We start from the raw sequence: 25,835 nt of genomic DNA on the forward strand, positions 1-25,835 counted from the left end.
GAACCTGCTGGGCACCGACGACCAGGGCCGCGACGTGCTGGCGCGGGTGATCTACGGCTTTCGCATCTCGGTGCTGTTCGCCCTGACGCTGACGGTGTTCAGCTCCATCATCGGGGTGATCGCAGGCGCCCTGCAGGGCTTCTATGGCGGCTGGGTCGACCTGGCCGGGCAGCGCTTTCTGGAGATCTGGTCGGGGTTGCCGGTGCTGTACCTGCTGATCATCCTGGCCAGTTTCGTGCAGCCCAACTTCTGGTGGCTGCTGGGCATCATGCTGCTGTTCTCGTGGATGAGCCTGGTGGACGTGGTGCGCGCCGAGTTCCTGCGCGGGCGCAACCTGGAATACGTACGCGCGGCGCGGGCGCTGGGCATGCAGAACGGCGCGATCATGTACCGGCACATCCTGCCCAACGCGATGGTCTCGACCATGACCTTTTTGCCGTTCATCCTGACCGGCGCCATCGGCACCCTCACGGCGCTGGACTTTCTCGGCTTCGGCCTGCCACCGGGCGCGCCGTCGCTGGGCGAACTGGTAGCCCAGGGCAAGTCCAACCTGCAGGCGCCGTGGCTGGGCATGAGCGCCTTCGCGGTACTGGCACTGATGCTCAGCCTGCTGGTGTTCATCGGCGAGTCCGCCCGCGATGCCTTCGACCCGAGGAAATGAGATGAGCAACGACACCTTGATCGAAGTGCGCGACCTGTCGGTGGAGTTCGTCACCGGGGCGCAGCAGCAACGCGTGGTCGAAGGCATCAGCTTCGACATCCGTCGTGGCGAGACATTGGCACTGGTGGGCGAAAGCGGCTCGGGCAAGTCGGTGACCGCGCACTCCATCCTGCGCCTGCTGCCCTACCCGCTGGCCCGCCACCCCAGCGGCAGCATCACCTACGAAGGCCAGGACCTGCTCAAGCTGGAAGAAAAACAGATGCGGCGCATTCGCGGCAACCGCATCGCGATGATCTTCCAGGAGCCGATGACCTCGCTCAACCCGCTGCACAACATCGAGAAGCAGATCAACGAGATTCTCATGCTGCACAAGGGCCTGCGCGGGAAGGCGGCCACCGAGCGCACCCTGGAGCTGCTGGAACTGGTGGGCATTCCCGACCCGGTCAAGCGCCTCAAGGCCCTGCCCCACGAGCTGTCGGGCGGTCAACGCCAGCGGGTGATGATCGCCATGGCCCTGGCCAACGAGCCGGAGCTGCTGATCGCCGACGAACCGACCACCGCGCTGGACGTCACCGTGCAGCTGAAAATCCTCGAATTGCTGAAGGACCTGCAGGCGCGCCTGGGCATGGCGCTGCTACTGATCAGTCACGATTTGAACCTGGTGAAAAGAATTGCCCACCGCGTATGTGTCATGCAGCGCGGTTGCATCGTCGAACAGGCGTCGTGTGACGAATTGTTCCGTGCCCCGCAGCATCCGTACACGCAAATGCTGCTCGGTGCCGAGCCCAGCGGCAAGCCTGCCGACAACCCGGTGGGCCCGCCGCTGCTCGAGGTCGAGGACCTGCGCGTGTGGTTCCCGATCAAGAAGGGCCTGCTGCGCAAGACCGTGGACCACGTCAAGGCGGTGGACGGCATCAACTTCAGCCTGCCCCAGGGCCAGACCCTGGGCATCGTGGGCGAGAGTGGTTCCGGCAAGTCTACCCTGGGCCTGGCGATCCTGCGGTTGATCGGCAGCCAGGGCGCGATACGCTTTGAAGGCCAGGCGCTGGACGGCCTGACCCAGCAACAGGTGCGGCCGTTGCGCCGCCAGATGCAGGTGGTGTTCCAGGACCCCTTCGGCAGCCTGAGCCCGCGCATGAGCGTGAGCGATATCGTCGGAGAGGGCCTGCGCATTCATCGGATTGGCACGGAGGCAGAGCAGGAACAGGCGATCATGGAGGCGCTAGAGGAAGTAGGACTGGATCCGCAAACCCGGCACCGCTACCCTCACGAGTTCTCCGGTGGCCAGCGACAACGTATTGCCATTGCCCGGGCACTGGTATTGAAACCGGCGCTGATACTGCTGGACGAGCCCACTTCGGCGCTCGACCGGACCGTTCAGCGCCAGGTGGTGGAACTGCTGCGTACGCTGCAGACCAAGTACAACCTGACCTACTTGTTCATCAGCCATGACCTGGCGGTGGTCAAGGCGCTCAGCCACCAGTTGATGGTGGTCAAGCAGGGCAAGGTGGTGGAACAAGGTCCGGCTACGGGTATTTTCAGCGCCCCGCAACATCCCTATACACAGCAGCTGCTGGAAGCCGCCTTTTTGGCCCCCACAGCTGTCGATTAACCTGAAGAGGAACAACACATGGGTTTTCTCGCCGGTAAGCGCGTACTGATCGTCGGTGTCGCAAGCAAACTGTCCATCGCATCCGGCATCGCTGCCGCCATGCATCGCGAGGGTGCAGAACTTGCCTTCACCTACCAGAACGAAAAGCTCAAGGGCCGCGTCGAAGAGTTCGCCGCTGGCTGGGGCTCCAGCCCTGAGCTTTGCTTCCCCTGTGACGTTGCCAGCGATGAAGAAATCGCCAAGGTCTTCGAAGAACTGAGCAAGAAGTGGGACGGCCTGGACTGCATCGTGCACTCCGTAGGCTTCGCGCCGGGCGACCAGCTCGACGGCGACTTCACCCAGGCCACCACCCGTGATGGCTTCCGCATTGCCCACGACATCAGCGCCTACAGCTTCGTGGCCCTGGCCAAGGCCGGTCGCGACATGATGAAGGGCCGCAATGGCAGCCTGCTGACCCTGTCGTACCTGGGCGCCGAGCGCACCATGCCCAACTACAACGTGATGGGCATGGCCAAGGCCAGCCTGGAAGCCGGCGTGCGCTACCTGGCGCGCAGCCTGGGCCCGGAAGGCACTCGTGTGAACGCCGTTTCGGCCGGCCCGATCCGTACCCTGGCAGCCTCGGGTATCAAGAACTTCCGCAAGATGCTGGACGCCAACGAAGCGCAGACCCCGCTGCGTCGCAACGTCACCATCGACGAAGTCGGCAACGCCGGCGCGTTCCTCTGCTCGGACCTGGCGTCGGGCGTGAGCGGTGAAATCATGTACGTGGACGGTGGCTTCAACACTACCGCCATGGGCGACCTTACCGAGTAAGGTTGGCAGGATGGGAAAAGGCCGCTGATGCGGCCTTTTCTTTTGTCCGGGATCCGGCCATTCGCCGGCAAGGCCGGCTCCTGAAGAGGTTGCGATCCCTGTAGGAGCCGGCCTTGCCGGCGAACGCCCCCGTACAACCAACACAAAAACAGAAAGGGCCGCATCAGCGGCCCTTTCCGTTTACAGCAGCATCACTCAGTAACGGGTGATGTCCGCCTTCTCTTCCAACTGCTTGCGGTACGCAGCGAAGTCCTGCTGGCCAGCACGCGACGCCAGGAAGCGACGGTAGGCCGCCTTCTCTTCGTCACTTGCCGCAGCACCTTCGTTGACGCCGTTCAGGCGCAGGACCACAAAGCTGCCGTCGTTCAAGGTGACGCTACCGAAGGTCGGCTTGTCCTTGGCTTGCGGCTTGCTCATGCGGAACACCGCCTGCAGCTCGGCCGGGTCGATGGCCTCCTGGTTGCGTGTGACCGCTTCCTGGACCTTCCAGCTCTGACCTTCCTGGCTGGCTGCCAGTTCGACCTTGCCGTCGCGCAGGCCGGCGATCAGCGCCTCGCCCTTGGCCTTGGCCGCCGCACTGGCGTGCTCCCTGGCCAGGTGCTTGCGAATGCTGTCGCTCACCACTTCCAGCGGCAGTTGCTCAGGCTTGCGGTGCTCCTTGACACGGATGACCACGACCGTCTCCGGGTCCAGCTCGATGGCGGTGCTGTTGGCACCCTCTTCCAGCACTTCCGGGCTGAACGCCGCCTGGATCACCGCACGGTTGGCCGTGATGCCATCGCCACCTTCACGGCCGAACGGCGCCGAAGTGTTCAGCTTCAGGCCAAGCTCCTGGGCCGGCTGGGCCAGGTCGGAGGCTTCGAACGCCGAGTCCTCCAGCTGCTTGGTCACTTCGACGAAGCGCTGTTCGACCTGCTGGGTCTTGAGCTCGCGGGTCAGCTTGTCTTTCAGGCTGGCGAAGGTCGGCACTTCAGGTGCCTGCACATCCAGCAGCTTGATCAGGTGCCAACCGAAGTCGGTACGCACCGGCGCCGATACCTGGCCCTTGTTCAGCGCATACAGCGCCTCTTCGAAGGCCGGGTCGTAGACGCCCTGGCCGGCATAGCCTAGGTCACCACCCGTGGCGGCAGAGCCCGGGTCCTGGGAGAACTCCTTGGCCAGCTTGGCAAAGTCTTCGCCTTTGTCCAGACGCTGCTTGATCTCTTCGATGCGGGCCTTGGCCTGGGCATCGTCAAGCTTGTCGTTGACTTCGATGAGGATGTGCGCGGCATGACGCTGCTCGGCCAGGTTGGCGATTTCCTTCTGGTACAGCGCCTGGAGCGCCTCGTCGTCGACCTTGACCTGGTCGAAGAACGCGGCCTTCTTCAGCTCAATGTAGTCGATGACCACCTGATCGGGGCTCATGAACTCCTTGGCGTGCTCGTCGTAGTGCGCCTTGATCTCTTCGTCGGTGACCTTGACCGCGGCCGGGTCGGCCTTGAAGGTCAGCGAAGCGAAATCACGGGTCTGCTTCTCCAGGCGGGCAAATGCCTCGACCTGCGAATCGGTAACAAAACCGCTGCCGGCCAGGCCAGCACGCAGTTGGCCGATCAGCATTTCCTGCGCCAGCATGTCGCGGAACTGCAGGCGACCGTAGCCCAGCTGACGAATCACCTGGTCGAAACGCTCGGGGCTGAACTTGCCGTCAACCTGGAACTCCGGCGTTTGCAGGATGACCTGGTCAAGCGCGGCTTCGGAGAAGCTGAACTTGGCATCCTTGGCGCCCTGGAGCAGCAGCTTGCGCTCGATGAGGCCCTTGAGTGCTGCTTCACGCAGCATTTTTTCATCCAGCAGGGAGGCGTCGAAATCCTTGCCCAGCTGTTGCATCAGTTGCCGACGTTGCATGTCGACAGCCTGGCTCAGCTCATTCTGGCTGATGGTGTCGCCATTGACCTTGGCAGCGTCCTGGCTATGGGTGGTGGCCTGGAAGATGGCATCGAAGCCGGTCAGCGCCATCAAGGCCACGATGACACCGATGATGGTCTTGGCAATCCAACCTTGTGAATTGTCCCTGATATTTTGAAGCATGCGTCCCCCAGAAACGGCCGTACTAAATAAACAACCGCGGAGCGTGGGTAGAGTCCTGATAGAAGAAAGGCGCATCCGAGGATGCGCCTTCTCGTAACTGGCGAAGCACACGGGAATCTGTTTTTGCGATTCCCCGTGCTGCGCTACCAGGCCAGGCGAAACCCGACCCGGTTAGGCGAAGCCTGAAAGAGACGCCTTAGTTGACGGCTTCTTTCAGTGCTTTGCCGGCCTTGAAGCCTGGCTTCTTGGCAGCAGGAATTTCCAGAGTCTTGCCGGTTTGCGGGTTGCGACCGGTACGGGCAGGACGATCGGTTACCGAGAAGGTACCGAAACCGACCAGCACCACGGAATCACCGGCTTTCAGGGCGCCGGTGACGGATTCGATGACTGCGTCCAGCGCACGGCCGGCAGCAGCTTTCGGGATATCAGCAGATGCGGCAATAGCGTCAATCAGTTCCGACTTGTTCACTCTAAGTCCCCTTATCTCTATTTGAGTTTGTTTCTAAGTATGTAATGAAAAGCAAAACGATTGCCGGGTGGCCCACCGACAAGTGGGCGCCGCTTTATAACAAGGGCCCGAATTAACGTCGTGGAGGCCCCCCAGCCAAATACGTACTAATGGGTACTGATTCGTTCCTTGGAATCGCTGTCGCGCTTTTCATCCTTGGCGACAATCTCGGGAGCCACATCTGGCAAGGGCTCCGGGGCGTATTGCAGCGCAATTTGGAGGACTTCGTCAATCCATTTGACAGGTTTAATCTGAAGATCCTGTTTAATATTGTCAGGAATTTCCTTCAGGTCGCGCACATTCTCTTCTGGAATGATCACGGTCTTGATCCCGCCGCGGTGTGCTGCCAGCAGTTTTTCCTTCAAACCGCCAATGGCCAGCACCTGGCCACGCAGGGTGATTTCCCCGGTCATGGCCACATCGGCGCGCACCGGAATCCCGGTCAGGGCCGACACCAGTGCAGTGCACATGCCGATGCCAGCGCTCGGGCCGTCCTTGGGGGTAGCCCCTTCCGGCATGTGAATGTGGGTGTCGCGCTTCTCGTGGAAGTCGGCCGGGATCCCCAGGCTGCGTGCACGGCTGCGCACCACGGTCTGCGCGGCAGTGATCGACTCGACCATCACATCGCCCAGCGAACCGGTCTTGATCAGTTGACCCTTGCCCGGAATCACCGCGGCCTCGATGGTCAGCAGCTCGCCGCCCACCTGGGTCCACGCCAGGCCGGTTACCTGCCCTACCTGGTCCTGCTGCTCGGCCAGGCCGTAGCGGAACTTGCGAACGCCCAGGTAATGCTCGAGGTTGTCACCATCGACCTTGACGGCCACCTGCTTGAGCCCGGCATGTTCCTTGACGACCTTGCGGCAGATCTTGGCGATCTGGCGCTCCAGGCCCCGCACACCGGCTTCGCGAGTGTAGTAGCGGATGATGTCGCGGATGGCGGCAGTGTCGATCTCCAGCTCGCCCTTCTTCAGGCCGTTGGCCTTGATCTGCTTGGGCGAGAGGTACTTGACCGCAATGTTGATCTTCTCGTCTTCGGTGTACCCCGGCAGACGAATCACTTCCATCCGGTCGAGCAGCGCCGGCGGGATATTCATCGAGTTGGAGGTGCACAGGAACATCACGTCCGACAGGTCGTAATCGACCTCCAGATAGTGATCGTTGAAGTTGTGGTTCTGCTCGGGGTCGAGCACTTCGAGCAGTGCCGAGGCCGGGTCGCCACGCATGTCGCTGCCCATCTTGTCGATTTCATCGAGCAGGAACAACGGGTTGCGCACACCCACCTTGGTCATCTTCTGGATCAGGCGACCTGGCATCGAACCGATGTAGGTACGGCGGTGACCGCGAATTTCTGCCTCGTCACGCACGCCACCCAGGGCCATGCGCACGAACTTGCGATTGGTGGCGCTGGCAATGGATTCGGCCAGGGAGGTCTTGCCCACACCCGGCGGGCCGACCAGGCACAGTACCGGGCCGCGTATCTTCTTCACGCGCTTTTGCACGGCGAGGTATTCGAGGATGCGTTCCTTGACCTCGTCCAGGCCATAGTGGTCGGCATCCAGGATCTCTTCGGCCTTGGCCAGGTCAAGGCGCACCTTGCTCTGCGCCTTCCACGGCACCTGCACCAGCCAGTCGAGGTACGAGCGCACCACGGTGGCTTCAGCCGACATCGGCGACATCTGCTTGAGCTTGTTCAGCTCGGCCTGGGCCTTGGCGTAGGCATCCTTGGGCAGGCCGGCAGCGTCGAGGCGCTTTTTCAGCTCTTCGACTTCGTTGTGGCCTTCGTCGCTGTCGCCGAGCTCTTTCTGAATGGCCTTCATCTGCTCATTCAGGTAGTACTCGCGCTGGCTGCGCTCCATCTGCTTCTTGACCCGACCACGGATGCGCTTCTCGACCTGCAACAGGTCGATTTCGGCATCCAGCAAGGCCAGGACGTGCTCGACCCGGGCGCCCAGGTCGATGATTTCGAGAATTTCCTGCTTCTGCTCGATCTTCAGGGCCATGTGGGCGGCCATGGTGTCGACCAGGCGGCCCGGCTCGTCGATGCTGTTGAGCGACGAGAGGACTTCAGCGGGGACCTTCTTGCCCAGCTGCACATACTGTTCGAATTGCGACAGCAGGCTGCGCACGAAGACTTCGGACTCGCGATCGGCGGCCTCGACTTCGTCGATCAGCGCCACATCGGCGCGAATATGCCCGTCGACTTCGACAAAGCGCTCAACCGCACCGCGCTGCTCGCCCTCGACCAGCACCTTGACGGTGCCATCGGGCAGTTTGAGCAGTTGCAGTACGGTTGCGATGGTGCCGACACGGTACAGGGCATCTTCACCTGGATCGTCATCAGCTGGATTCTTCTGGGCCAGCAGGAGGATCTGCTTCTCGCCCGTCATCGCGGCCTCGAGGGCCTCGATGGACTTTTCACGCCCCACGAACAGCGGGATGACCATGTGCGGGTAAACGACGACATCGCGCAATGGCAAAAGAGGCAAGTCGAGGGTTGTCTTCATGATTTCGCCTCTACAGCGGCCTTATGGCCGTAATCCGATGGAAATTTGAGCATGGACTTAATGTGGGGGCAGGCCCGCAAAAAAACAAGCTCTGCGACAGGAAAAGCAAAGGGGCCCGTAGGCCCCTTGCTGGTTTGCTGCCGTCACCCGACTCAGGCGTCGGGTGCAGCCTTGGCTTGCGGCTCGCTGTTCTCGTAGATCAACAGCGGCTTGGACGAGCCATCAATGACGCTCTCGTCGATCACCACCTTGCTGACATCCTTCTGCGAAGGAATCTCGTACATGGTGTCGAGCAGGATGCCTTCGAGAATCGAACGCAGGCCACGGGCACCGGTCTTGCGCTCCAGTGCCTTGCGGGCCACCGACTTGAGCGCATCGCTGCGGAACTCCAGGTCGACGCCTTCCATCTCGAACAGCTTGCCGTATTGCTTGGTCAAGGCGTTCTTCGGCTCGGTGAGGATCTGCATCAGTGCAGCCTCGTCGAGCTCGTCGAGGGTTGCCAGTACCGGCAGACGACCGACGAACTCGGGAATCAGGCCAAACTTGACCAGATCGTCCGGCTCGACTTCACGCAGCGACTCGCCAACCTTCTTGCCTTCTTCCTTGCTGCGAACTTCCGCACCAAAGCCGATGCCACCGCGGGTGGAACGGTTCTGGATGACCTTTTCGAGGCCCGAGAACGCACCGCCGCAAATGAACAGGATGTTGCGCGTATCGACCTGCAGGAACTCCTGCTGCGGGTGCTTGCGGCCACCTTGCGGTGGTACCGAGGCAACCGTGCCCTCGATCAGCTTGAGCAATGCCTGCTGCACGCCTTCGCCCGAAACGTCACGGGTGATGGACGGGTTGTCCGACTTGCGCGAGATCTTGTCGATTTCGTCGATGTAGACAATGCCCATCTGGGCCTTTTCCACGTCGTAGTCGCACTTCTGCAGCAGTTTCTGAATGATGTTCTCGACATCTTCACCGACATAACCCGCTTCGGTCAGCGTGGTGGCATCGGCAATGGTGAACGGCACATTCAACAGACGCGCGAGGGTTTCGGCGAGCAGGGTCTTACCCGAGCCCGTCGGTCCGATCAGCAGGATGTTGCTCTTGCCGAGCTCGACATCGTCGTTCTTCTTGTCACGTTGGTTCAGGCGCTTGTAGTGGTTGTACACCGCTACGGCCAAGACTTTTTTCGCGCGCTCCTGACCAATGACGTACTGGTCCAGGATGCCGCTGATTTCTTTCGGCGAAGGCAATTTATGCGCGCTGCTCTCGGCCTGGGCTTCCTGCACCTCCTCACGGATGATGTCGTTGCACAGGTCGACGCACTCGTCGCAGATAAAGACCGAGGGGCCGGCAATCAACTTGCGTACTTCATGCTGGCTTTTGCCGCAGAAGGAGCAATAGAGCAATTTGCCGTTGTCCTCGCCGTTACGGGTGTCAGTCATTCGATCGATCCAATCCGGTAGGCTTGCAACACAAGATGAAGGCAATTGCGGGCTTTTTCAAGTCCACAGGTGGCGGGAAGGCCCGGCCACCCGCTTGGCTGCCTATCAAACAGGCCGCTTGTGGAGCACCGAGTCGATCAGGCCGTATTCGGCAGCACGCTCGGCGCTCATGAAGTTGTCGCGGTTGGTGTCACGCTCGATGGTTTCGAGGTCCTGCCCGGTGTGATGGGCCAGCAGCTCGTTCAGACGCGAACGGATCTGCAGGATTTCCTTGGCGTGGATCTCGATATCCGAGGCCTGACCCTGGAAGCCACCCAGCGGCTGGTGAATCATCACCCGCGAGTTCGGCAGGCAGAAACGCTTGCCATGGGCACCGGCAGCCAGCAGGAACGCGCCCATGGAGCACGCCTGGCCGATGCAGGTGGTGGAAACGTCGGGCTTGATGAACTGCATGGTGTCGTAGATCGACATGCCTGCTGTCACCGAACCACCCGGCGAGTTGATGTAGAGATGGATGTCCTTGTCCGGGTTTTCCGCTTCAAGGAACAGCAATTGCGCTGCGATCAGGTTGGCCATGTAGTCCTCTACCGGGCCGACCAGAAAGATCACCCGCTCCTTCAACAGGCGCGAGTAGATGTCATAGGCGCGTTCGCCACGAGCGGATTGCTCGATAACCATCGGGACCAGGCCGCCTGCGGCCTGGATGTCAGAGCTCTGCTGATAATAAGAATTGCGGGACATGTCCTGCACTCACTCCCAAATAGTCATGTCTTGAATACGCACAAGCCAGCTCGAAGGCTGGCTTGTGGTGTTTTCCTACAAGAGAAGGAAATCAGTCAGCGGCAGGTGCCTGCACCGGCTTGACAGCTTCTTCGTAAGAGACCGATTTGTCGGTCACAGTCGCTTTCTGCAGAACAGTATCCACAACTTGTTCTTCCAGCACAACCGAACGGACTTCGTTCAGCTGCTGGTCGTTCTTGTAGTACCAGGCCACGACTTGCTCAGGCTCCTGGTAGGCCGAGGCCATTTCCTGGATCATTTCGCGAACGCGGTCTTCGTCTGGCTTGAGGTCGAACTGCTTGACCACTTCGGCGACGATCAGGCCCAGCACGACGCGGCGCTTGGCTTGCTCTTCGAACAGCTCGGCCGGCAGTTGCTCAGGCTTGATGTTGCCACCGAACTGCTGAACGGCCTGCACGCGCAGACGGTTCACTTCGTTTTCCAGCAGGGCCTTTGGCACTTCGATCGGGTTGGCAGCCAGCAGGCCGTCCATTACCTGGTTCTTGACCTTGGTCTTGATGGCCTGGCGCAGTTCACGCTCCATGTTCTTGCGAACTTCGGTGCGGAAGCCTTCGATGCCGGTTTCCTTGATGCCGAACTGGGCGAAGAACTCTTCGGTCAGCTCAGGCAGTTTTGGCTCGGAAACGCTGTTGACGGTAACGGTGAACTCGGCGGCTTTGCCAGCCAGGTCCAGGTTCTGATAGTCCTCGGGGAAGGTCAGGTTCAGAACGCGCTCTTCACCGGCCTTGGCGCCGACCAGACCTTCTTCGAAGCCTGGGATCATGCGGCCGGAACCCAGCACCAGCTGGGTGCCCTGGGCCGAACCACCGGCGAACACTTCACCGTCGACCTTGCCGACGAAATCGATGTTCAGCTGGTCTTCGTTCTGGGCAGCACGATCGGTCGCTTCAAAGCGAACGTTCTGCTTGCGCAGCACTTCCAGCATGTTGTCCAGGTCGGCGTCAGCCACTTCGGCGCTCAGGCGCTCGACGTTGATCGACTCGAAACCGGCAACGGTGAACTCAGGGAACACTTCGAAGACGGCAACGTATTCCAGGTCCTTGCCCGCTTCGAGCGACTTCGGCTCGATCGACGGCGAACCGGCCGGGTTCAGCTTCTGCTCGACCACGGCTTCGTAGAAGGAGGACTGGATCACATCGCCTACTGCTTCCTGGCGAGCGTCAGCACCGAAACGGCGCTTGATTTCGCTCATTGGAACTTTGCCTGGACGGAAGCCAGCGATCTTGGCCTTTTGGGCGGTCTGCTGCAGACGCTTGTTGACCTGGCTCTCGATACGCTCAGCCGGCACGGTGACGCTCATGCGGCGCTCGAGAGCGGAAGTATTTTCAACAGAAACTTGCATGGATATTCCTCGTTGCACAGACGTTAGCCGGCGATACCGACTCCAGAATCAAGGGCAAGCATTCTAGTGACTCAAACACCAGAAGTCACCCCGTTCAAATCAAGGAGAACAGGCCGCGGCACATTTGAATTTCGCACAACTGCCCCGAAGCCTCTTGCCCGGGCGCCGGAACCCGCCGTTGAAGGCGTTGCGGCCTGACCGGCGGGCATCCCGATGCCCAGTGGAGGCTATGGAACAGAAACTTTTCAACACACTACCGCGCCTCAGGGCGCAGCATCTTCAATTTCGTTGAACTCGCAGTATTCCTGCCAGCTCAGGCCCAATGCCTCGGCCACTTCGCGGTGCACTTCAAGACGCATCTCGCGCAGTTGTTCGGGCGACTCGGCAATCAACTCCAGGGTCAACTCCCAGGATTGAAGGCCACGCTCCTGCGCCTGGTCATCGAACGCCCACTGGATCTGCTGCTGTTGCTCGTGGGCATTGAGCCCGGCTATCTCTTCGAGCAACTGCGGGTTTGCCTGGGCAAATCGCTCTAGCGCGACCGCCTGGCGTGATTCTTTTGCAATCATGGTGCATTCCTTCCTGCGGCCGATAACCCGGCCACTGCTTCAACCGCCTGAAATCTATCAGCTTTGGCTTATTTGTCACTAGCCAGGGTGACATCGGCGACAGGTGAACAGCAGAATGCCGCGCACCTTAACATCTGGCCCTGTGCCACCCAAGCGCTGCAGCAAATCAACAAACGGCCGCCCGGTTTCTGCCAGACTCACCGGCGTCTTCTTTTCGGATACCTGCATGAATCACGAATTGTTCTGGGTCCTTGGCCTGCTGTTCAGCGCCGTCGCGCTGTTTGTCATCAATCGCCCGCGCATGGACGTGGTGGCGCTGCTGGTGATCGTCGCCCTTCCCCTGCTCGGCATCCTGAGCGTGCAGGAAGCCCTGGCCGGCTTCAGCGACCCCAACGTGGTGCTGATTGCCGCGCTGTTCGTGATCGGCGAAGGGCTGGTGCGCACCGGTATCGCCTACCGCATCGGCGAGTGGATGGCCGAACGCGCCGGCAACAGCGAAACTCGCCTGATCGTGCTGCTGATGGTGTCGGTGGCAGGCCTGGGCTCGGTGATGAGTTCGACCGGCGTGGTGGCGATCTTCATCCCGGTAGTGCTGAGCATCGCCGCACGCATGAAGGTGTCGCCCAGCCGCCTGATGATGCCACTGGCCTTCGCCGGGCTGATCAGCGGCATGCTCAGCCTGGTGGCCACGCCCCCCAACGTGGTGGTGCACAGCGAGCTGGTACGCCACGGGGAAACCGGTTTCAGCTTTTTCAGCTTCACCCCTTTCGGCCTGGTGATCCTGGTGCTGGGGGTGGGCTACATGCTGCTGACGCGCAACTGGCTGGGCAGCGCGACGCGCAAGGACGGCAGCACCGAAACCCGCCGCACCCTGCTCGACCTGATCATCGACTACAAGCTGGCCGGGCGTGAACGACGCCTGCGGGTCAGGCCCCATTCGCCGCTGATCGGCCACAGCCTGAGCGAGCTGAAGCTGCGCACCGAGCACGGTGCCAACGTGGTCGGCATCGAGCGCCAGCACAAGTTCAGCACCCGCGTGATCAGCCCCGACTCCAGTACCCTGGTGCACGAAGGCGACGTGCTGCTGCTTGACCTGTTCTCGCCCAAGGACGACCTGCGCAGCCTGTGCCAGACCATGCGCCTGGAGCCTCTGCACTTCAAGGCCGCCTACTTCATCGACCAGTCGCGCGAAGTGGGCATGGCCGAAGTGGCGCTGCCACCGGGCTCGCAGTTGATCGGCAAGAACCTGCTGGAGCTGACGTTCCGCAGCCGCTGGGGGCTGAACGTGGTGGGCCTGCGTCGCGACCAGGCGGCCATCGACGAGCAACTGGTGGAAGAAAAGCTCAAGCTGGGCGACACCCTGCTGGTGATCGGCACCTGGAAGGCGATTCGCCAGCTGCAGACGCAACCGCGGGACTTTCTGGTGCTGAGCCTGCCGGCGGAAGTGGACAACGTGGCCCCGGCCCTGAATCAGGCGCCTTATGCGCTGATCAGCCTGGCGGTGATGGTGGGCCTGATGATCAGTGGCCTGGTGCCCAACGTGATCGCCGCGCTGATCGGCTGCCTGCTGATGGGCGCCAGCCGCTGCATCGACATGGAGAGCGCCTACCGGGCGATCCACTGGCAGAGCCTGATACTGATCGTGGGCATGCTGCCCTTTGCCCTGGCGTTGCAGAAAACCGGAGGCATCGCCCTGGCGGTTGACGGCCTGGTGGGCGTGCTGGGCGGTGCCGGGCCCTACGTGATCCTCGCCACGCTGTTTGCGATTACGGCGCTGATCGGGCTGTTCATTTCCAACACCGCAACAGCGGTACTGATGGCGCCGGTTGCGATCACCACCGCACAGCAACTGGGCGCATCGCCCTACCCGTTCGCCATGATCGTGGCGCTGGCCGCATCCGCCGCATTCATGACGCCGGTGTCGTCGCCGGTGAACACCCTGGTGCTGGGGCCGGGGCAGTATCGCTTCGCCGACTTTGTGAAGGTGGGGGTACCGTTCACGATCCTGGTGATGATTGTGAGCGTGCTGATGGTGCCGTGGATTTTTGCTCTGTAGACGGCGATGCTGCCTTCGCCGGCCATGCCGGCTCCTGCAGGAGCCGGTTTGGCGGCCACAACTCACTAACAATAACAATTATCATTTGAGAAATAATCTCGTTATACTCCGCAACCTCATCAGCCCTGCACCGATCGCACTCGATGGAATCCAGCCCACACGCCCCTGCCAGCGCCCATGCGTACCTGCAGACGCTGTACACCGATCACCATCGCTGGCTACGCCAATGGCTGCGCAACCGAATGGGTTGCCCGGAGTCGGCGGCTGACCTGGCCCAGGACACGTTCCTGAGCATCCTGGCCTCCAAGGACCTGTTCAGCATCCGCGAGCCGCGCTCGTTCCTGTCCACCGTGGCGCGGCGCCTGATGGCGAACGTACACCGGCGCCGACTGGTGGAGCAGGCCTATCTCGAAGCCCTGGCCAACCTGCCCGAAGCCGTGGAGCCCTCGCCCGAGGTGCGCACCCTGGCCCTTGAAGCCCTGACCCTGCTGGACAGGCTGCTCGACGAACTGCCGGCCAAGGTCCGCGAAGCGTTTCTGCTGTCGCACCTGCAGGGTCTGAAAATCGCCGAGATCGCCGAGCGCCTGCAAGTCAGCACTCGCTCGGTGAAGCTGTACCTGGTGCGCGCCAACCAGCACTGTTTTTTTGCGCAACTGCCATGAGCACACCGCAACCGGCCTTCAAGCCCCGCACCACCCGTGAGGCTGCCCACTGGCTGACCCTGTGGATGGACGGCGACCTGCCGCCCGAGCAGGCCCAGGCCTTTGCACGCTGGCGCGCCGCCGACCCGGACAACGAACGCGCCTGGCTGCATATAGAAAGCCTGCGCGGTCGCCTGGCCGGGCTGGAGCCCACCGCCGGCTACCGCAGCCTCAGTCACGGCGGCAGCAGTCGTCGGAGGGTGGTCAAGGCATTGCTGCTGCTTGCCCTGGCCGGCGGCACCGGCGGCCTGGCCTACCGCGAGCCCTGGCGCAGCGGTGCGGGCCTGGCCTACCACAATGGCGCCAGCGCCCCTCGACACATTACCCTGGCCGATGGCAGCCAGCTGACCCTGGATGCCGACAGCACGGTGGAGGTGGACTTCACCCCCACCCAGCGCACCCTGCACCTGCGCAGTGGGCGGCTGCTGATCAGTACCGGGCATGATGACGCGCAGCGCCCCTTCAGCGTGAAGACCGCCCAGGGCAGCGTCCTCGCGCTGGGCACCCGGTTCGTGGTGCAGGTGCAGCCCGAGCGCACCGATGTGCAACTGTTCGAAGGCGCGCTGAAACTCAGCCCGCTGCACACCACGCCACAGCGGCTCAGTGCCGGTGAGCGCACACGCTTTACTGCCATGCGCATCGACGACAGCACCCGGGTGGGCCGCGAGCCTTCATGGGGCGTAGGTGCACTGGAGGCCGACGACATGCGCCTGGGGCACTTCATTGCCGAACTGTCGCGCTATCGCCCCGGCCTGTTGCGCTGCACCAGTGAAGTGGCCGACCTGCGCATCTCGGGGGTCTACCCGCTGGCCGACAGCGATGCGGTACTCGACGCGCTGACCCAGTCGCTGCCGGTCAGCATCAACCGGCGCTCACGCTACTGGGTCACGGTCAGCGCCCGCTGAGGGAACTGGCCATTCAGCACGCCAGCTCGATGCCCACCGCGTGGCCGGGCCCCGCCGTTACACTGACCTGAGCCCCGAACACCGTCTCGATGGTATGTGCATTCAGTACCTGTGCGGGCGTCCCGCTGGCGCACAACCGGCCCTTTTCCATCAGCCACAGCCGGTCGCAGTAGCGCGCCGCCAGGTTGAGATCATGCAGCACGCACACCACCGCGATATGTGGCACGCGGGCCAGCCGGCGCAACAGGCGCATCAGATTCTGCTGCTGGCCGATATCCAGCGCGCTGGTGGGCTCGTCGAGCAGCAGCAGGCGCGGCGCCTGGCCCTCGGTGGGGCCCGCAGGGCTGATGGCCAACTGGTTCAGCGCGCGGGCGATGGTCACCCGCTGCAACTCGCCGCCCGACAGCGACAGCACGCCGCGGTCGAGCAGATGAGTGATGTCCATGGCCTCGACGATGCCGGCGCACGGCAACCCCGCATGCCCCTGGCCCAGCTGGATGAATTCGCCGACCTGCCAGTCGAACGCACTGTCCATGTGCTGGGTGACCAGGGCACGGTTGCGCGCCAGCTGGCGCGGTGAATAGGCGCTCAACGGCTGATCGAGCAGCCGCACTTCGCCGCAGTCGGGCGTGATATAGCCGGAGATCAGCGACAACAATGTGCTTTTGCCTGCGCCGTTGGGGCCGATCAGCCCCAGTAGCTGGCCGCCCTGTATGGCCTCGGTGACCGGGCTGAGGGCAAATGGCCGATGCAGGCCGACAGCGAGAAGATCGAGCATTCAGAACTCCCGGACCTTGCGGCCCAGCAACAACCAGAGAAAGTACGGCCCGCCGATCACGCTGGTGACCAGGCCGACCGGAATCTCGGCAGGGCTGACCAGGCTGCGCGCCAGGGTGTCGGCAAGCAGCAGCAGAATCGCCCCGCACAGCATCGAGGCCGGAATCAGCAGACGGTGGCCCGGCCCGAAGTACAGGCGCAGGCAGTGCGGCACCAGCAGGCCGATGAAGCCGATGATGCCAGTGAGTGCGACGCACAGGCCCACGCCCAGCGAGGAGGCCAGCACAATGCGATTTTTCAGGCGCTCGGCATTGAGCCCCGCCGCATGGGCAGACACCTCACCCAACTGGAACAGGTCCAGGTCGGCGGCGCTGCGCACCAGCACCAGCAAGGTCAACGGCAACACCACCAGCGCTACGCTCAGGGTCGACCACTCGGCACTGCCCAGGCTGCCCATGCCCCACAGGCTCAATTGGCGCAACTGTTCTTCGCTGGCCATGAAGGTCAGCATGCCGCCCACCGCGCCGGTCAGGGTATTGATCACCAGGCCGGCCAACAGCAGGGTGATGGTCGATTCACGACCTTTGTAGCCGCGCCCGATGCGGAAGATCACCAGCGTTACCAGCAACGCCCCGACAAACCCGGCCAGAAACTGCCCATACAGCTCCAGGCCGGCAAAACGCCCATTGAACAGCACGATCCAGATCGACACCGCCAACCCCGCACCGCTGGCCTGGCCCAGCAGCGTGGGGTCGGCCAGCGGGTTGCGAAACAGCCCCTGCATGGCGGTGCCGCCTGCTGCCAGGGTCGAGCCCACCAGCACCGCCAGCAGCAGCCGCGGCAGGCGTACCTCGCTCCACACTTGCCATTCCAGCGGCGCGGGCAGATGGCCCAGCAGGATGCGCGGCGACAGGCCGATGCTGCCCACCAGCGAACAAAGGGCCAGCAAGGCGCACAGGCCGGCCAGCATCAGCAACAGCGTGGGCAATGAGCGGGTGTGCGAGCGCGTCATGGGAACAGCGCCCCGGCATCACGGCGCAGTTGCAGCATGGCCGCCACGGTGCGTGGGCCCAGGTTGAGCAGCGCCTGATCGTCCACCTGCACCAGGCGCCGGTGCTGACCGGCCGGGGTCAGCGCCAGGCCGCCGAGCTTCCACAGGTTGTCCTCGCCGCCCAGGGCCTGCAACCCGGCGCGGCTGATGATCACGAAATCCGGTGCAAGCGACACCATCGCTTCGGCCGCCACCTGCTTGTAGGCACTGAACGGCGCGCAGTTCTCGATGCCCGCCTGCTCCAGTGCGGCATGGGCTTCGGTGCCGCGTCCCATGATCAGCGGGATCATGCCCGCTCGATTGAAGATGAACAGCGCCCTGGGGCCCTTGAGCGGCGCCAGTGCAGCCAGCTCGGCGGCCAGACGTTGCTGCTCTGCAACCAGCGGCTGGCTCAGGGCTTCACGGTCGAAGGCCTTGGCCACCTGTTCTATCTTGCGTGGGATATCGGCGATGCGCTTGCCCCTGGGCACTTCGATGACCTCGACGCCCACGGTATCCAGCTGGCGCAGCACCACGGCCGGACGCGCCGCATCGCTGAGCACCACCCGCCGCGGATGCAGGCTCAGGATGCCTTCGGACGACAACTGGCGCAGATAGCCCACCGACGGCAAGCGAGCCACTTCGGGTGGGTAGTGACTGGAATCGTCACGCCCCACCAACCGCGAAGTGGCCTGCAACTGCGCGGCAATCTCGGCCAGGTCGTTGCCGATGACCAATGTGTCGGCCTGATCGGCATGCACGGGCGCTGTACCTATTAAAAGAAGCAGGCACACACTCAGCAGCCGAGCGCTCATTGCCCCGCCTCCAACCGATCGAGCAACTCGCGCCAGGCTGGCTGTTCGGGCTGCCCGGCAGGGCGACGCCCGAACAGTTGCACGATCAGGCGCTGCTCGGCATCGAAGATCTCCAGGCTGTTGACCCCGCCTACGGCATTGGGTTTGTACACGCGCCAGGCTTCGGCTTCGACAGTGTCACGTATGCCGAAACGGGTTGGTGCGGCGTCACCGTCACCCGGCATGTCGAACACCAGGCTGTCGCCCTGCCGCGTGGCGCTGTCGAGCTTGCCGGTGTAGATCTGCGTGGAGCCGGGGCTATAGATGAAGACCATCAGTTCCAGCCCGCTGTCGGCCAGTTGCCCGAGCAGCGCCGCAGTGCCCGCGCTGCCGATACGCCGGGCAAACTGCGGGGCCACGCCCTGGTTGCCCTGATAGCGGGTCAGGCCATGACGCTTGAGCAGCGCGAAGTGGTCATGCACATCCCCCATCGCTGCCCAGTCGTCAACCAGCCCGGCGACCTGTACATCTTGTTTGACCAGCGCCTCGCGCGGTGTGAAGTGCGGGTGCTCCAGGCTGCCCTGGGCATACAGCTCGGCCCACGCCTGCAGGTTCGAGCCGGGTAGCGACGCCAGGCGCAACAGCGGCGCGGCATGCCGGTCGAACACCCTCAGCTCGAAATCACCAGCGGCCTGGCCACGGGTGAGGCACAGCCAGTGCCAGGCGCGCAGGTTCAGGCGCAGGTCCAGGCCATCTTCGCCAAGCACCAGACCGACCTGGGCAACATCGTCCGACCTTGGGAAGCGCCCCACCTGGTCGAGGAATGCATGACTGGCCTGGGTCATGACCCTGAGCGGGCCAAGGTGATACAGCCGGGCCGCCACTTCGGCGGCAGGCAGGGCGAGGCTGAGGCAGTCTTGCCCAAGGTGTTGGCGGAGGTCGCTGGCAGTAATAGCAGGCATGTGGGGATTCCTTGTGAGCAGAAAAGGTTCAGTGAAGGGCTGGCTGCAAGGGCGCGTCGCAGCTGGCAGCCGCCGGGGCAAGCGCAACGCCGTCGCCCTCCTGGCTGGGCAGCAGCCACACGAAGTCGGCATCCTGCACGGCTGGGGCCTGGCCCTCCTCACCCAGCACCAGCACCTTCAAACCTGGATCGCGCGCGCCATGCCTGAGGTACTGGGGCGCGCCCTGGGACTTGAGGGTGTGCAGCACACCGGCGAACAACAGGCGCGGGGCCGGCGCGGCGTCGAGCACCTGGGCCATGCGCCGGTCGCGACCGTGCTGAGTGGCGAGCATGGCGTTCAGTCGCGGCAGGTCGATCTCGCCACAGTGCATCTGCACGATGCGCTGACGTTGCACCTCGGCGATTGCCGCTTGCGGAAACAGGCTGGCCGCATCCGCGGGCGCGTCGGCTGCCACCTGCTTGCGTTCGCGGGAAGACAGGTTGCCGGCCAGCACCGGTGCCGGGGCCTGCATCAGTGCCTGCATCAACGGGCCGTATTGCTCCCAGCTCCAGCGCTCATCCCACTGCATGATCTTGCGCAGACGCGCCAGCCGCACGCGGTTGCCTGCGCCCAGCCACGTCTGCACATCGCCAACCGGGCGCTGCTGATCGCTATCGAGCATCTCGAGCACCACGGCGCCTTGCTGGCGCCGCTCGGCCAGGCCGGTGGCCAGCCACTGCTCGATCAGGTGATGAGCCACGTTGTCGTGGGTCTCCCCCACCATCACCGTGGGGGCTTGCGCCAGTACGTCGAGCAATTGCCCGGCATCGATCTGCTGGCCGCTGCGCACATCAACGATCGCGCCCCAGCCGGGGATGTTGGCTTCGACACGGGCATAGGCGGTCTGGGCCGGCGGCGCATTGACCGTGGCGCAGCCGACGAGCAGGGCAAGGCACGCCCCAAGCAGGCAGTTCGTGTACATGAGAGGGTCCTGTGGGGTCAGTATTCGAACGTGACGCCGAACGAGGTGGTACGACCACGCCCGGTACCGCGGTCCAGTGAGGCGGACATGATCGAGTCCACCGAGGCGTTGTAGCTGTAGGTCTTGTTCTCCACGTTCTCGACGTTGAAGAACAGGCTGACGTTCTGCTGCACCTGCCAGCTGCCGTAAAGGTCCCAGATCACGCCGGTGGACTGTGTCTTCCTGGTTTCGTACCAGTCCCAGCTTTCTTCGGCAGGGCCGGAGTACTCGCCGCGGGCGCCGAGCACCACGCGCTCGTCGAACCAGCGCGTGCCCAGGTCGAGGGTCCAGTAGCGGTCGGGCTGGCTGTTGATGTCTTCGAGTTCGATGCCCGAGGTGGTCGGCGCCTTGGTGGTGGCGCGGGTCCAGGAGAGGTTGGCGTAGACGAAGCCTGCGTCGTAGCGGCCCTCGATCTCGTAGCCGCTCATGCGCACCTGCTCGGGCCAGTTGACCCAGTTGGCCTTGGCCGAGTATTCGCCGTCGTCATCGACGATGTCGAACGACTGCGGGGTGATATAGCCGTCGATCTTGCTGATGAAGCGGTTGACCTTGAGCTGGGCGTAGTCGTTGCTGCTGAACAGCCCGGCGCGACTGAGATTGAAGCCGAACTCGTAGTTGGTGGAGCGCTCCTGGCGCAGGTAGGGGTTGGCCCCCACGCCGTCGGCATCGCTGGCATCGGCGGTCATCGGTACCTTCTCGAAGAACATCTCCTGCACCCGCGGTGCACGCGAGGTGCGCGACCAGCTGGTGTAGAGCTGCATCCAGTCATAGGGCTTTACGGCAAAGCCGATACGCGGGTTGAAGCTGTGCTCGCGGCGGGTGATGTCCACATCGCCCCCGCCGATACCCGTGCACTCGCGCAAAATCGAGCACTTGGGCACGTGGCCGCTGACCTTGTAGCCGTCGTAGTGCATGCCCAGGGTCATGGCATAGATGTCGTAGTCCAGCTCCAGGGTACTGAACAGGCTTTCGGTCTGCTGCTTGCCTTCGGGGTTGGCCCCGCGTTTTTCCGGCGTGTCGGCAACGAAGTCGTCGGTGTAGTAGCGCATGCCGTTGCTCCAGCTCGCTTCCACCGGGCCGAAGTTGAAACGGCTGAGGTTGGTGAAGTCGAAACCGTGGGCATCGTCGTGGGTCTTGCGGCCGATGAAGGTGGATTCCTCCACCGGCGGGTAATCGAGCTGGGTCTTGTTCTGGTAGGCGTTGACCGTCAGGTTCACCCATTCGTTGTAGGGCGTGTAGGCGTACTTGGCGCGGTAGGTTTCGTTGCGCAGTTCCCATGGGTAGTTGTGGTAGAACTCGTTGCGGTACTGCACGCCGCTGAGGTCCAGGCGGTGCAGGTCGTTGGGCTGCAGGCGCACCTTGAGCAGGCCCGAGCGCGGGCTCTGCTTGGTGGTGTCGTAGTGGTTTTCCTGGCCGGAGCTGGTCTTGTATTCGCCGGTTTGCGAACTGCTGGCGGCGGCGACGATGCCGTACACGCCCTCGCTATCCTCGGGACGGGTTCGTGCGCCAGCGGCGAGCATGCGCGTGTTGCCGTAACCGTTGTTGCCGGTGCGGTAGGTGCTGCGCACACCCACACGGTGGTCGGGCTTGACGATGTCGTCGATATCGAAGGTGCGGAAGTTGGCAGTGCCCCCCAGGGTATTGGCCCCTTCGGCGCCGTCCACCGCGCCGCGCTGCACATCGACACCGGCCAGCAGGTTGGGGTCGACGAAGGCCATCGGCCCGCCCGAACCGTGACCGGCGTTGTTGCGGAAGGTCTGGGTCACGCCGTCGATCATGGTGTTGACCCGCCCCAGGCCCGACAGCCCGCGGATGTTCACCGAAACCCCGGGCTGGCTGCGTGAATGCAGGGTGTAGGTACCGGGCATGGAACGCACCAGGCTGTTGAGGTCCTGGCGTTCGGCGTGCACTTCGCGGCTGCTGCGGATCACGCCCGGGCGCTCGCCCAGTGCATTGACCAGCGTGGGGCCCACCTCCAGTGCGCTGCGGCTCTGTTCATCGGCGCGCAGCACGAAGCTCTTGTCCTTGAGCTGCACGATGCGCAGCCCGGTACCCATCAGCAGCAGGTCGAAGGCTTCCTTGCGGTTGTACTCGCCATCCAGGCCCTGGGTCTGGCGCTTGTCAGTCAGCTCCGGGGCAAAGGTCAGCATCACGCCGGTGGCGCCCGCCAACTGGTTGAGTGCGGGCGCCAGCGGGCCTGCCGCAATCTGGTAATGCTTGCGTACAGCTGCGTGCTGAGCGGTGGGCGCCTCCATGGGCGCCGCCATTGCAACGCTGGCACCACTGACGGCAAGCGCCAGCACAGTAAGCGCGCCCTGCGCCGCCTTGAAAACACGGTGCCTGTCGGGCTGCTGGCCTGGATTTACGGTCGGCGCGATGCGTTTCACGTGAAGCTCCCTGGAACGTTGCAATGGTCTTGCAATAGAGGTCACGTGAGGCAGTCAAAAAGGGAAATGAAAATCAGTATTATTTTTAAAATCATTCATCAGTATGCGCGCGGATAAATGTTGGAACAGTTCTGCCCGTGATGTTCACGCGCCTACGGCGCAAAGGACGCTATGCTTGCAGGGCCTTCCGTTGACGAACGGTGCCACAGCACCCGCACACGGAACGGCCGACTCGAGTGGCAGGGAGGCCGTGATAAAGGAACCGCACATGGAAAAATACCGATTGGCCGCTGCGCAGCTCGACGAGAGCCTCAGCAGAATTCGCGAACAACGCGATCACCTCCTCGCCCTGGGGGAGGCGGAGCAAGCCGCTCCACTCACCAGAATCCTCAACATCGTTCGACTGGAGCTTGAGCTGTCACCGGTAGGTGGGCCCAAGGCGACCAGGCACTGACGCGAGGGCACTGAAACGCGAAAGCCACCTTGATAGGTGGCTTTTCTGTTCTATAGAGTGGCGCGTCGCTTGATAGCCCTACTCTCCTGGACCCTGCCCCATGACTGATCGCCAGATTATCGTCCCCGACGAGATGAAATTGCTTTGCGAGCGTGCTGGTTATGCCCCCGCGGTAAAGGTGGGCAGAACCCTGTACTGCGCCGGGCAGGTGGGTCGAACGCCGGAGCTGGAGGTGATTGAAGACCCGGAGCAGCAGTTTCTGGCGGCCTGGGAAAACCTTCGCCTCGTGCTCGCGGCGGGCGGTTGCGGGTTTGACGACGTGGTCGAAATGACGACCTATCACATCGACATGCAACGCCATATGCCGCTGTTCAGGAGCGTGAAGGACAAGGTCTTTCCAAGGGGCACCTGTGCATGGACCTGCATAGGCGTCAGCGAACTCGCCCGACCAGGGTTGCTGGTGGAGATCAAGTGCATTGCGGTGCAGCGGTAGGTGCGGGTAAGGAGTAGAAGCCCAGAAACGAAAAAAGCCGCTCAAGGCGGCTTGTTCCGGGCTTCAACGCACTTCAGCGAAGGGCGGTGAAAGCATCTATGGTGCGGACGAAGAGACTCGAACTCTTACAGCTTGCGCCGCTGGAACCTAAATCCAGTGTGTCTACCAATTTCACCACGTCCGCGTGAAGCTTTTAAAGCAAAGGCGCCGGATTTTCATCGGGCGCCTTTTAGAATATGGGGTGGACGATGGGGATCGAACCCACGACAACAGGAGTCACAATCCTGTGCTCTACCAACTGAGCTACGCCCACCATATTGCTTTACTGATTTTACTTGTGCCAGCTGCCTGTATTGGCGCACCCGGCAGGACTCGAACCTGCGACCATCCGCTTAGAAGGCGGATGCTCTATCCAGCTGAGCTACGGGCGCATATTTAATCTGCTTTCTGTTAGGATTACAAATTAACTTTTAGTCATACCGAACAAGCTATCAAAACCACTTATTCTGCCTGACCTTGCTAACCAGTGCTAGGCTCTGCCCGACAAGTGCGATGAATGTTATAGACGAGCGGCAAAGTCGTCAACACCTTTTTGAAAAAAATTCATTTTATTTAAGGGGTTAGGGGAATTGCCAGACCAAGCGCCTTTGCCCTGCGCCCCGGTCATGCGAGAATGCGCGCTCTTTTTATTCCCTCTCGATGGTTAATCACGCGTCATGACTGCACAACTTATCGACGGCAAGGCGATCGCCGCCAGCCTGCGCCAGCAGATCGCCCAACGTGTCGCGCAACGTCGCGAGCAAGGCCTGCGCACCCCCGGCCTGGCAGTGATCCTGGTAGGCAGCGACCCCGCCTCCCAAGTCTATGTTTCGCACAAGCGTAAAGACTGTGAAGAGGTCGGCTTCAACTCCCAGGCCTATGACCTGCCCAGCGACACCACCCAGCAGGCGCTGACCGACCTGATCGACCGCCTAAATGAAGACGCCGACATCGACGGCATCCTGCTGCAACTGCCACTGCCGGCGCACCTGGATGCCTCGCTGCTGCTCGAGCGCATTCGCCCCGACAAGGACGTGGACGGTTTCCACCCTTATAACGTAGGCCGCCTGGCCCAGCGCATCCCGCTGCTGCGCCCGTGCACCCCCAAAGGCATCATGACCCTGCTGCACAGCACCGGTCAGGACCTGTACGGCATGAATGCGGTGGTAGTGGGCGCCTCGAACATCGTCGGCCGCCCCATGGCCATGGAGCTGCTGCTGGCCGGCTGCACCGTGACCGTGACCCACCGCTTCACCAAGGACCTGGCCGGCCACGTCGGTCGCGCCGACCTGGTGGTGGTGGCTGCCGGCAAGCCGGGGCTGGTCAAGGGTGAATGGATCAAGGAAGGCGCCATCGTCATCGACGTGGGCATCAACCGCCAGGAAGACGGCAAGCTGGTGGGCGACGTGGTCTACGAGACCGCCCTGCCCCGCGCCGGCTGGATCACTCCGGTGCCAGGCGGCGTCGGGCCGATGACCCGGGCGTGCCTGCTGGAGAACACCTTGTATGCGGCCGAAGAGCTGCACGGTTGACCCCGCTGGATTTAAGTTCCAGCGGCGCTAGCCACTAAAGGAACGGCACCTGAGAAGGTGCCGTTTTTTTTGGCCTGGAACAAACGCACGCTCGTCAGCAAAGGCCGTCAGGTTGACGAACGGTCATGACAATGGTCAGATGCGGCCCAGTTTCAGGTGCCTGCTGCCGCCGTGCAGCAGGTGAAACGGGAAGCCGGTGCGTCTTGCATGACTAGTCCGGCGCTGCCCCCGCAACGGTAAGCGAGTGAAGCATCCAACAGGCCACTGTGCGCAACGCATGGGAAGGCGGATGACTTCGAGCCTCGCAAGCCCGGAGACCGGCCTGCAAACCCACGACTGTTGAAAGGATGCGTTCAGTCATTTTGGCAAACCTGCGGTGGGCGGGCACGAGC

At 62.7% G+C, this 25,835-nt stretch carries 22 protein-coding genes, 3 tRNA genes and 1 riboswitch; of the genes, 9 read left to right on the top strand and 16 right to left on the bottom strand.

Going from position 1 to position 25,835, the window contains the following annotated elements; translation table 11 throughout:
* The 3 genes from JZZ72_RS19845 to fabI form a co-directional block, all read left to right on the top strand.
* A partial coding sequence (locus JZZ72_RS19845; RefSeq protein WP_210014995.1) for an ABC transporter permease subunit occupies window positions 1-661 on the top strand: 661 nt, incomplete at its 5' end.
* Window position 662: 1 nt separating this feature from the next.
* Entirely contained in the window at window positions 663-2,273 is a 1,611-nt protein-coding gene (locus tag JZZ72_RS19850; protein ID WP_043864488.1) for an ABC transporter ATP-binding protein, read from the top strand.
* 18 nt (window positions 2,274-2,291) lie between these two features.
* The gene (gene fabI, locus JZZ72_RS19855) at window positions 2,292-3,086 is read left to right on the top strand and encodes an enoyl-ACP reductase FabI (RefSeq protein ID WP_043864489.1); all 795 of its coding nucleotides are present in this window, start codon (window positions 2,292-2,294) and stop codon (window positions 3,084-3,086) included.
* 195 nt (window positions 3,087-3,281) lie between these two features.
* Here the strand turns inward: fabI and JZZ72_RS19860 are convergent, their stop codons facing one another.
* From JZZ72_RS19860 to JZZ72_RS19890, 7 genes are all read right to left on the bottom strand, one after another.
* Window positions 3,282-5,153: a SurA N-terminal domain-containing protein gene (locus tag JZZ72_RS19860; protein WP_054915281.1), complete on the bottom strand. Its 1,872-nt coding sequence runs from the start codon at window positions 5,151-5,153 to the stop codon at window positions 3,282-3,284.
* 196 nt (window positions 5,154-5,349) lie between these two features.
* Window positions 5,350-5,622 (bottom strand): HU family DNA-binding protein, encoded by a 273-nt coding sequence (locus JZZ72_RS19865; RefSeq protein ID WP_003183171.1) that lies wholly within the window; start codon window positions 5,620-5,622, stop codon window positions 5,350-5,352.
* Window positions 5,623-5,768: 146 nt separating this feature from the next.
* Window positions 5,769-8,165, bottom strand: coding sequence for an endopeptidase La (lon, locus tag JZZ72_RS19870; RefSeq protein ID WP_043864491.1), 2,397 nt, complete (start codon window positions 8,163-8,165; stop codon window positions 5,769-5,771).
* Window positions 8,166-8,317: 152 nt separating this feature from the next.
* Entirely contained in the window at window positions 8,318-9,601 is a 1,284-nt protein-coding gene (gene clpX, locus JZZ72_RS19875) for an ATP-dependent Clp protease ATP-binding subunit ClpX (protein ID WP_043864492.1), read from the bottom strand.
* Window positions 9,602-9,706: 105 nt separating this feature from the next.
* The gene (gene clpP, locus JZZ72_RS19880; RefSeq protein ID WP_043864493.1) at window positions 9,707-10,342 is read right to left on the bottom strand and encodes an ATP-dependent Clp endopeptidase proteolytic subunit ClpP; all 636 of its coding nucleotides are present in this window, start codon (window positions 10,340-10,342) and stop codon (window positions 9,707-9,709) included.
* A gap of 91 nt (window positions 10,343-10,433) precedes the next feature.
* Window positions 10,434-11,744: a trigger factor gene (gene tig, locus JZZ72_RS19885; protein ID WP_043864494.1), complete on the bottom strand. Its 1,311-nt coding sequence runs from the start codon at window positions 11,742-11,744 to the stop codon at window positions 10,434-10,436.
* Between the two features lie 263 nt (window positions 11,745-12,007).
* Window positions 12,008-12,313: a DUF6388 family protein gene (locus tag JZZ72_RS19890; protein ID WP_043864495.1), complete on the bottom strand. Its 306-nt coding sequence runs from the start codon at window positions 12,311-12,313 to the stop codon at window positions 12,008-12,010.
* A gap of 226 nt (window positions 12,314-12,539) precedes the next feature.
* On the opposite strand from JZZ72_RS19890, the gene JZZ72_RS19895 reads away from it, so the two are divergent.
* From JZZ72_RS19895 to JZZ72_RS19905, 3 genes are all read left to right on the top strand, one after another.
* Window positions 12,540-14,369 (top strand): SLC13 family permease, encoded by a 1,830-nt coding sequence (locus JZZ72_RS19895; RefSeq protein WP_058541306.1) that lies wholly within the window; start codon window positions 12,540-12,542, stop codon window positions 14,367-14,369.
* A gap of 143 nt (window positions 14,370-14,512) precedes the next feature.
* Window positions 14,513-15,031, top strand: a complete 519-nt coding sequence (locus JZZ72_RS19900) for a sigma-70 family RNA polymerase sigma factor (protein ID WP_043864497.1) — start codon at window positions 14,513-14,515, stop codon at window positions 15,029-15,031.
* On the top strand, window positions 15,028-15,975 hold the full coding sequence (locus JZZ72_RS19905; protein ID WP_058541307.1) for a FecR domain-containing protein: 948 nt from the start codon (window positions 15,028-15,030) through the stop codon (window positions 15,973-15,975). Before JZZ72_RS19900 ends, JZZ72_RS19905 begins: the two co-directional genes overlap by 4 nt.
* Before the next feature lie 13 nt (window positions 15,976-15,988).
* On the opposite strand, the gene JZZ72_RS19910 is transcribed toward JZZ72_RS19905, so the two are convergent.
* Genes JZZ72_RS19910 through JZZ72_RS19935 form a run of 6 tightly spaced genes read right to left on the bottom strand, consistent with a single transcriptional unit; the run spans window position 15,989 to window position 22,925 of the window.
* Window positions 15,989-16,753: an ATP-binding cassette domain-containing protein gene (locus tag JZZ72_RS19910; RefSeq protein WP_058541308.1), complete on the bottom strand. Its 765-nt coding sequence runs from the start codon at window positions 16,751-16,753 to the stop codon at window positions 15,989-15,991.
* Window positions 16,754-17,764 (bottom strand): FecCD family ABC transporter permease, encoded by a 1,011-nt coding sequence (locus JZZ72_RS19915; RefSeq protein ID WP_054915286.1) that lies wholly within the window; start codon window positions 17,762-17,764, stop codon window positions 16,754-16,756. It lies immediately after the preceding gene.
* Window positions 17,761-18,543: a heme/hemin ABC transporter substrate-binding protein gene (locus tag JZZ72_RS19920; protein ID WP_058541309.1), complete on the bottom strand. Its 783-nt coding sequence runs from the start codon at window positions 18,541-18,543 to the stop codon at window positions 17,761-17,763. Before JZZ72_RS19920 ends, JZZ72_RS19915 begins: the two co-directional genes overlap by 4 nt.
* Before the next feature lie 50 nt (window positions 18,544-18,593).
* The gene (locus tag JZZ72_RS19925) at window positions 18,594-19,538 is read right to left on the bottom strand and encodes a ChuX/HutX family heme-like substrate-binding protein (protein WP_210014996.1); all 945 of its coding nucleotides are present in this window, start codon (window positions 19,536-19,538) and stop codon (window positions 18,594-18,596) included.
* A gap of 28 nt (window positions 19,539-19,566) precedes the next feature.
* Window positions 19,567-20,499, bottom strand: a complete 933-nt coding sequence (locus tag JZZ72_RS19930; protein ID WP_210014997.1) for a ChaN family lipoprotein — start codon at window positions 20,497-20,499, stop codon at window positions 19,567-19,569.
* A gap of 17 nt (window positions 20,500-20,516) precedes the next feature.
* On the bottom strand, window positions 20,517-22,925 hold the full coding sequence (locus JZZ72_RS19935) for a TonB-dependent receptor (RefSeq protein ID WP_210014998.1): 2,409 nt from the start codon (window positions 22,923-22,925) through the stop codon (window positions 20,517-20,519).
* A 268-nt stretch (window positions 22,926-23,193) separates the two neighbouring features.
* Here JZZ72_RS19935 and JZZ72_RS19940 point away from each other — a divergent pair, with 268 nt between their 5' ends.
* Both JZZ72_RS19940 and JZZ72_RS19945 read left to right on the top strand, forming a co-directional pair.
* The gene (locus JZZ72_RS19940) at window positions 23,194-23,379 is read left to right on the top strand and encodes a hypothetical protein (protein ID WP_054915290.1); all 186 of its coding nucleotides are present in this window, start codon (window positions 23,194-23,196) and stop codon (window positions 23,377-23,379) included.
* A 100-nt stretch (window positions 23,380-23,479) separates the two neighbouring features.
* On the top strand, window positions 23,480-23,872 hold the full coding sequence (locus JZZ72_RS19945) for a RidA family protein (RefSeq protein WP_058541313.1): 393 nt from the start codon (window positions 23,480-23,482) through the stop codon (window positions 23,870-23,872).
* Window positions 23,873-23,971: 99 nt separating this feature from the next.
* Here JZZ72_RS19945 and JZZ72_RS19950 read toward each other — a convergent pair.
* The 3 genes from JZZ72_RS19950 to JZZ72_RS19960 form a co-directional block, all read right to left on the bottom strand.
* Window positions 23,972-24,056, bottom strand: a tRNA-Leu gene (locus tag JZZ72_RS19950).
* A 53-nt stretch (window positions 24,057-24,109) separates the two neighbouring features.
* Window positions 24,110-24,185: transfer RNA gene (locus JZZ72_RS19955), tRNA-His, on the bottom strand.
* A gap of 41 nt (window positions 24,186-24,226) precedes the next feature.
* Window positions 24,227-24,303 (bottom strand) — tRNA-Arg (locus tag JZZ72_RS19960).
* Window positions 24,304-24,588: 285 nt separating this feature from the next.
* Here JZZ72_RS19960 and folD point away from each other — a divergent pair.
* On the top strand, window positions 24,589-25,443 hold the full coding sequence (gene folD / locus JZZ72_RS19965; RefSeq protein ID WP_054915292.1) for a bifunctional methylenetetrahydrofolate dehydrogenase/methenyltetrahydrofolate cyclohydrolase FolD: 855 nt from the start codon (window positions 24,589-24,591) through the stop codon (window positions 25,441-25,443).
* A 137-nt stretch (window positions 25,444-25,580) separates the two neighbouring features.
* A riboswitch (cobalamin riboswitch) is annotated at window positions 25,581-25,783 on the top strand.
* Window positions 25,784-25,835: the final 52 nt, after the last annotated feature.

The organism is Pseudomonas palmensis, from assembly GCF_017848315.1.
In the GTDB taxonomy this organism is placed as follows: domain Bacteria; phylum Pseudomonadota; class Gammaproteobacteria; order Pseudomonadales; family Pseudomonadaceae; genus Aquipseudomonas; species Aquipseudomonas palmensis.

What these genes read in the sequence shown, in the direction of transcription:
- JZZ72_RS19850 (WP_043864488.1), top strand. Translation starts at nt 663, where the DNA reads ATGAGCAACGACACCTTGATCGAAGTGCGCGACCTGTCGGTGGAGTTC.
- fabI (WP_043864489.1), top strand. Translation starts at nt 2,292, where the DNA reads ATGGGTTTTCTCGCCGGTAAGCGCGTACTGATCGTCGGTGTCGCAAGC.
- JZZ72_RS19860 (WP_054915281.1), bottom strand. Translation starts at nt 5,153, where the DNA reads ATGCTTCAAAATATCAGGGACAATTCACAAGGTTGGATTGCCAAGACC.
- lon (WP_043864491.1), bottom strand. Translation starts at nt 8,165, where the DNA reads ATGAAGACAACCCTCGACTTGCCTCTTTTGCCATTGCGCGATGTCGTC.
- clpX (WP_043864492.1), bottom strand. Translation starts at nt 9,601, where the DNA reads ATGACTGACACCCGTAACGGCGAGGACAACGGCAAATTGCTCTATTGC.
- clpP (WP_043864493.1), bottom strand. Translation starts at nt 10,342, where the DNA reads ATGTCCCGCAATTCTTATTATCAGCAGAGCTCTGACATCCAGGCCGCA.
- tig (WP_043864494.1), bottom strand. Translation starts at nt 11,744, where the DNA reads ATGCAAGTTTCTGTTGAAAATACTTCCGCTCTCGAGCGCCGCATGAGC.
- JZZ72_RS19890 (WP_043864495.1), bottom strand. Translation starts at nt 12,313, where the DNA reads ATGATTGCAAAAGAATCACGCCAGGCGGTCGCGCTAGAGCGATTTGCC.
- JZZ72_RS19895 (WP_058541306.1), top strand. Translation starts at nt 12,540, where the DNA reads ATGAATCACGAATTGTTCTGGGTCCTTGGCCTGCTGTTCAGCGCCGTC.
- JZZ72_RS19900 (WP_043864497.1), top strand. Translation starts at nt 14,513, where the DNA reads ATGGAATCCAGCCCACACGCCCCTGCCAGCGCCCATGCGTACCTGCAG.
- JZZ72_RS19905 (WP_058541307.1), top strand. Translation starts at nt 15,028, where the DNA reads ATGAGCACACCGCAACCGGCCTTCAAGCCCCGCACCACCCGTGAGGCT.
- JZZ72_RS19910 (WP_058541308.1), bottom strand. Translation starts at nt 16,753, where the DNA reads ATGCTCGATCTTCTCGCTGTCGGCCTGCATCGGCCATTTGCCCTCAGC.
- JZZ72_RS19915 (WP_054915286.1), bottom strand. Translation starts at nt 17,764, where the DNA reads ATGACGCGCTCGCACACCCGCTCATTGCCCACGCTGTTGCTGATGCTG.
- JZZ72_RS19925 (WP_210014996.1), bottom strand. Translation starts at nt 19,538, where the DNA reads ATGCCTGCTATTACTGCCAGCGACCTCCGCCAACACCTTGGGCAAGAC.
- JZZ72_RS19930 (WP_210014997.1), bottom strand. Translation starts at nt 20,499, where the DNA reads ATGTACACGAACTGCCTGCTTGGGGCGTGCCTTGCCCTGCTCGTCGGC.
- JZZ72_RS19940 (WP_054915290.1), top strand. Translation starts at nt 23,194, where the DNA reads ATGGAAAAATACCGATTGGCCGCTGCGCAGCTCGACGAGAGCCTCAGC.
- JZZ72_RS19945 (WP_058541313.1), top strand. Translation starts at nt 23,480, where the DNA reads ATGACTGATCGCCAGATTATCGTCCCCGACGAGATGAAATTGCTTTGC.
- folD (WP_054915292.1), top strand. Translation starts at nt 24,589, where the DNA reads ATGACTGCACAACTTATCGACGGCAAGGCGATCGCCGCCAGCCTGCGC.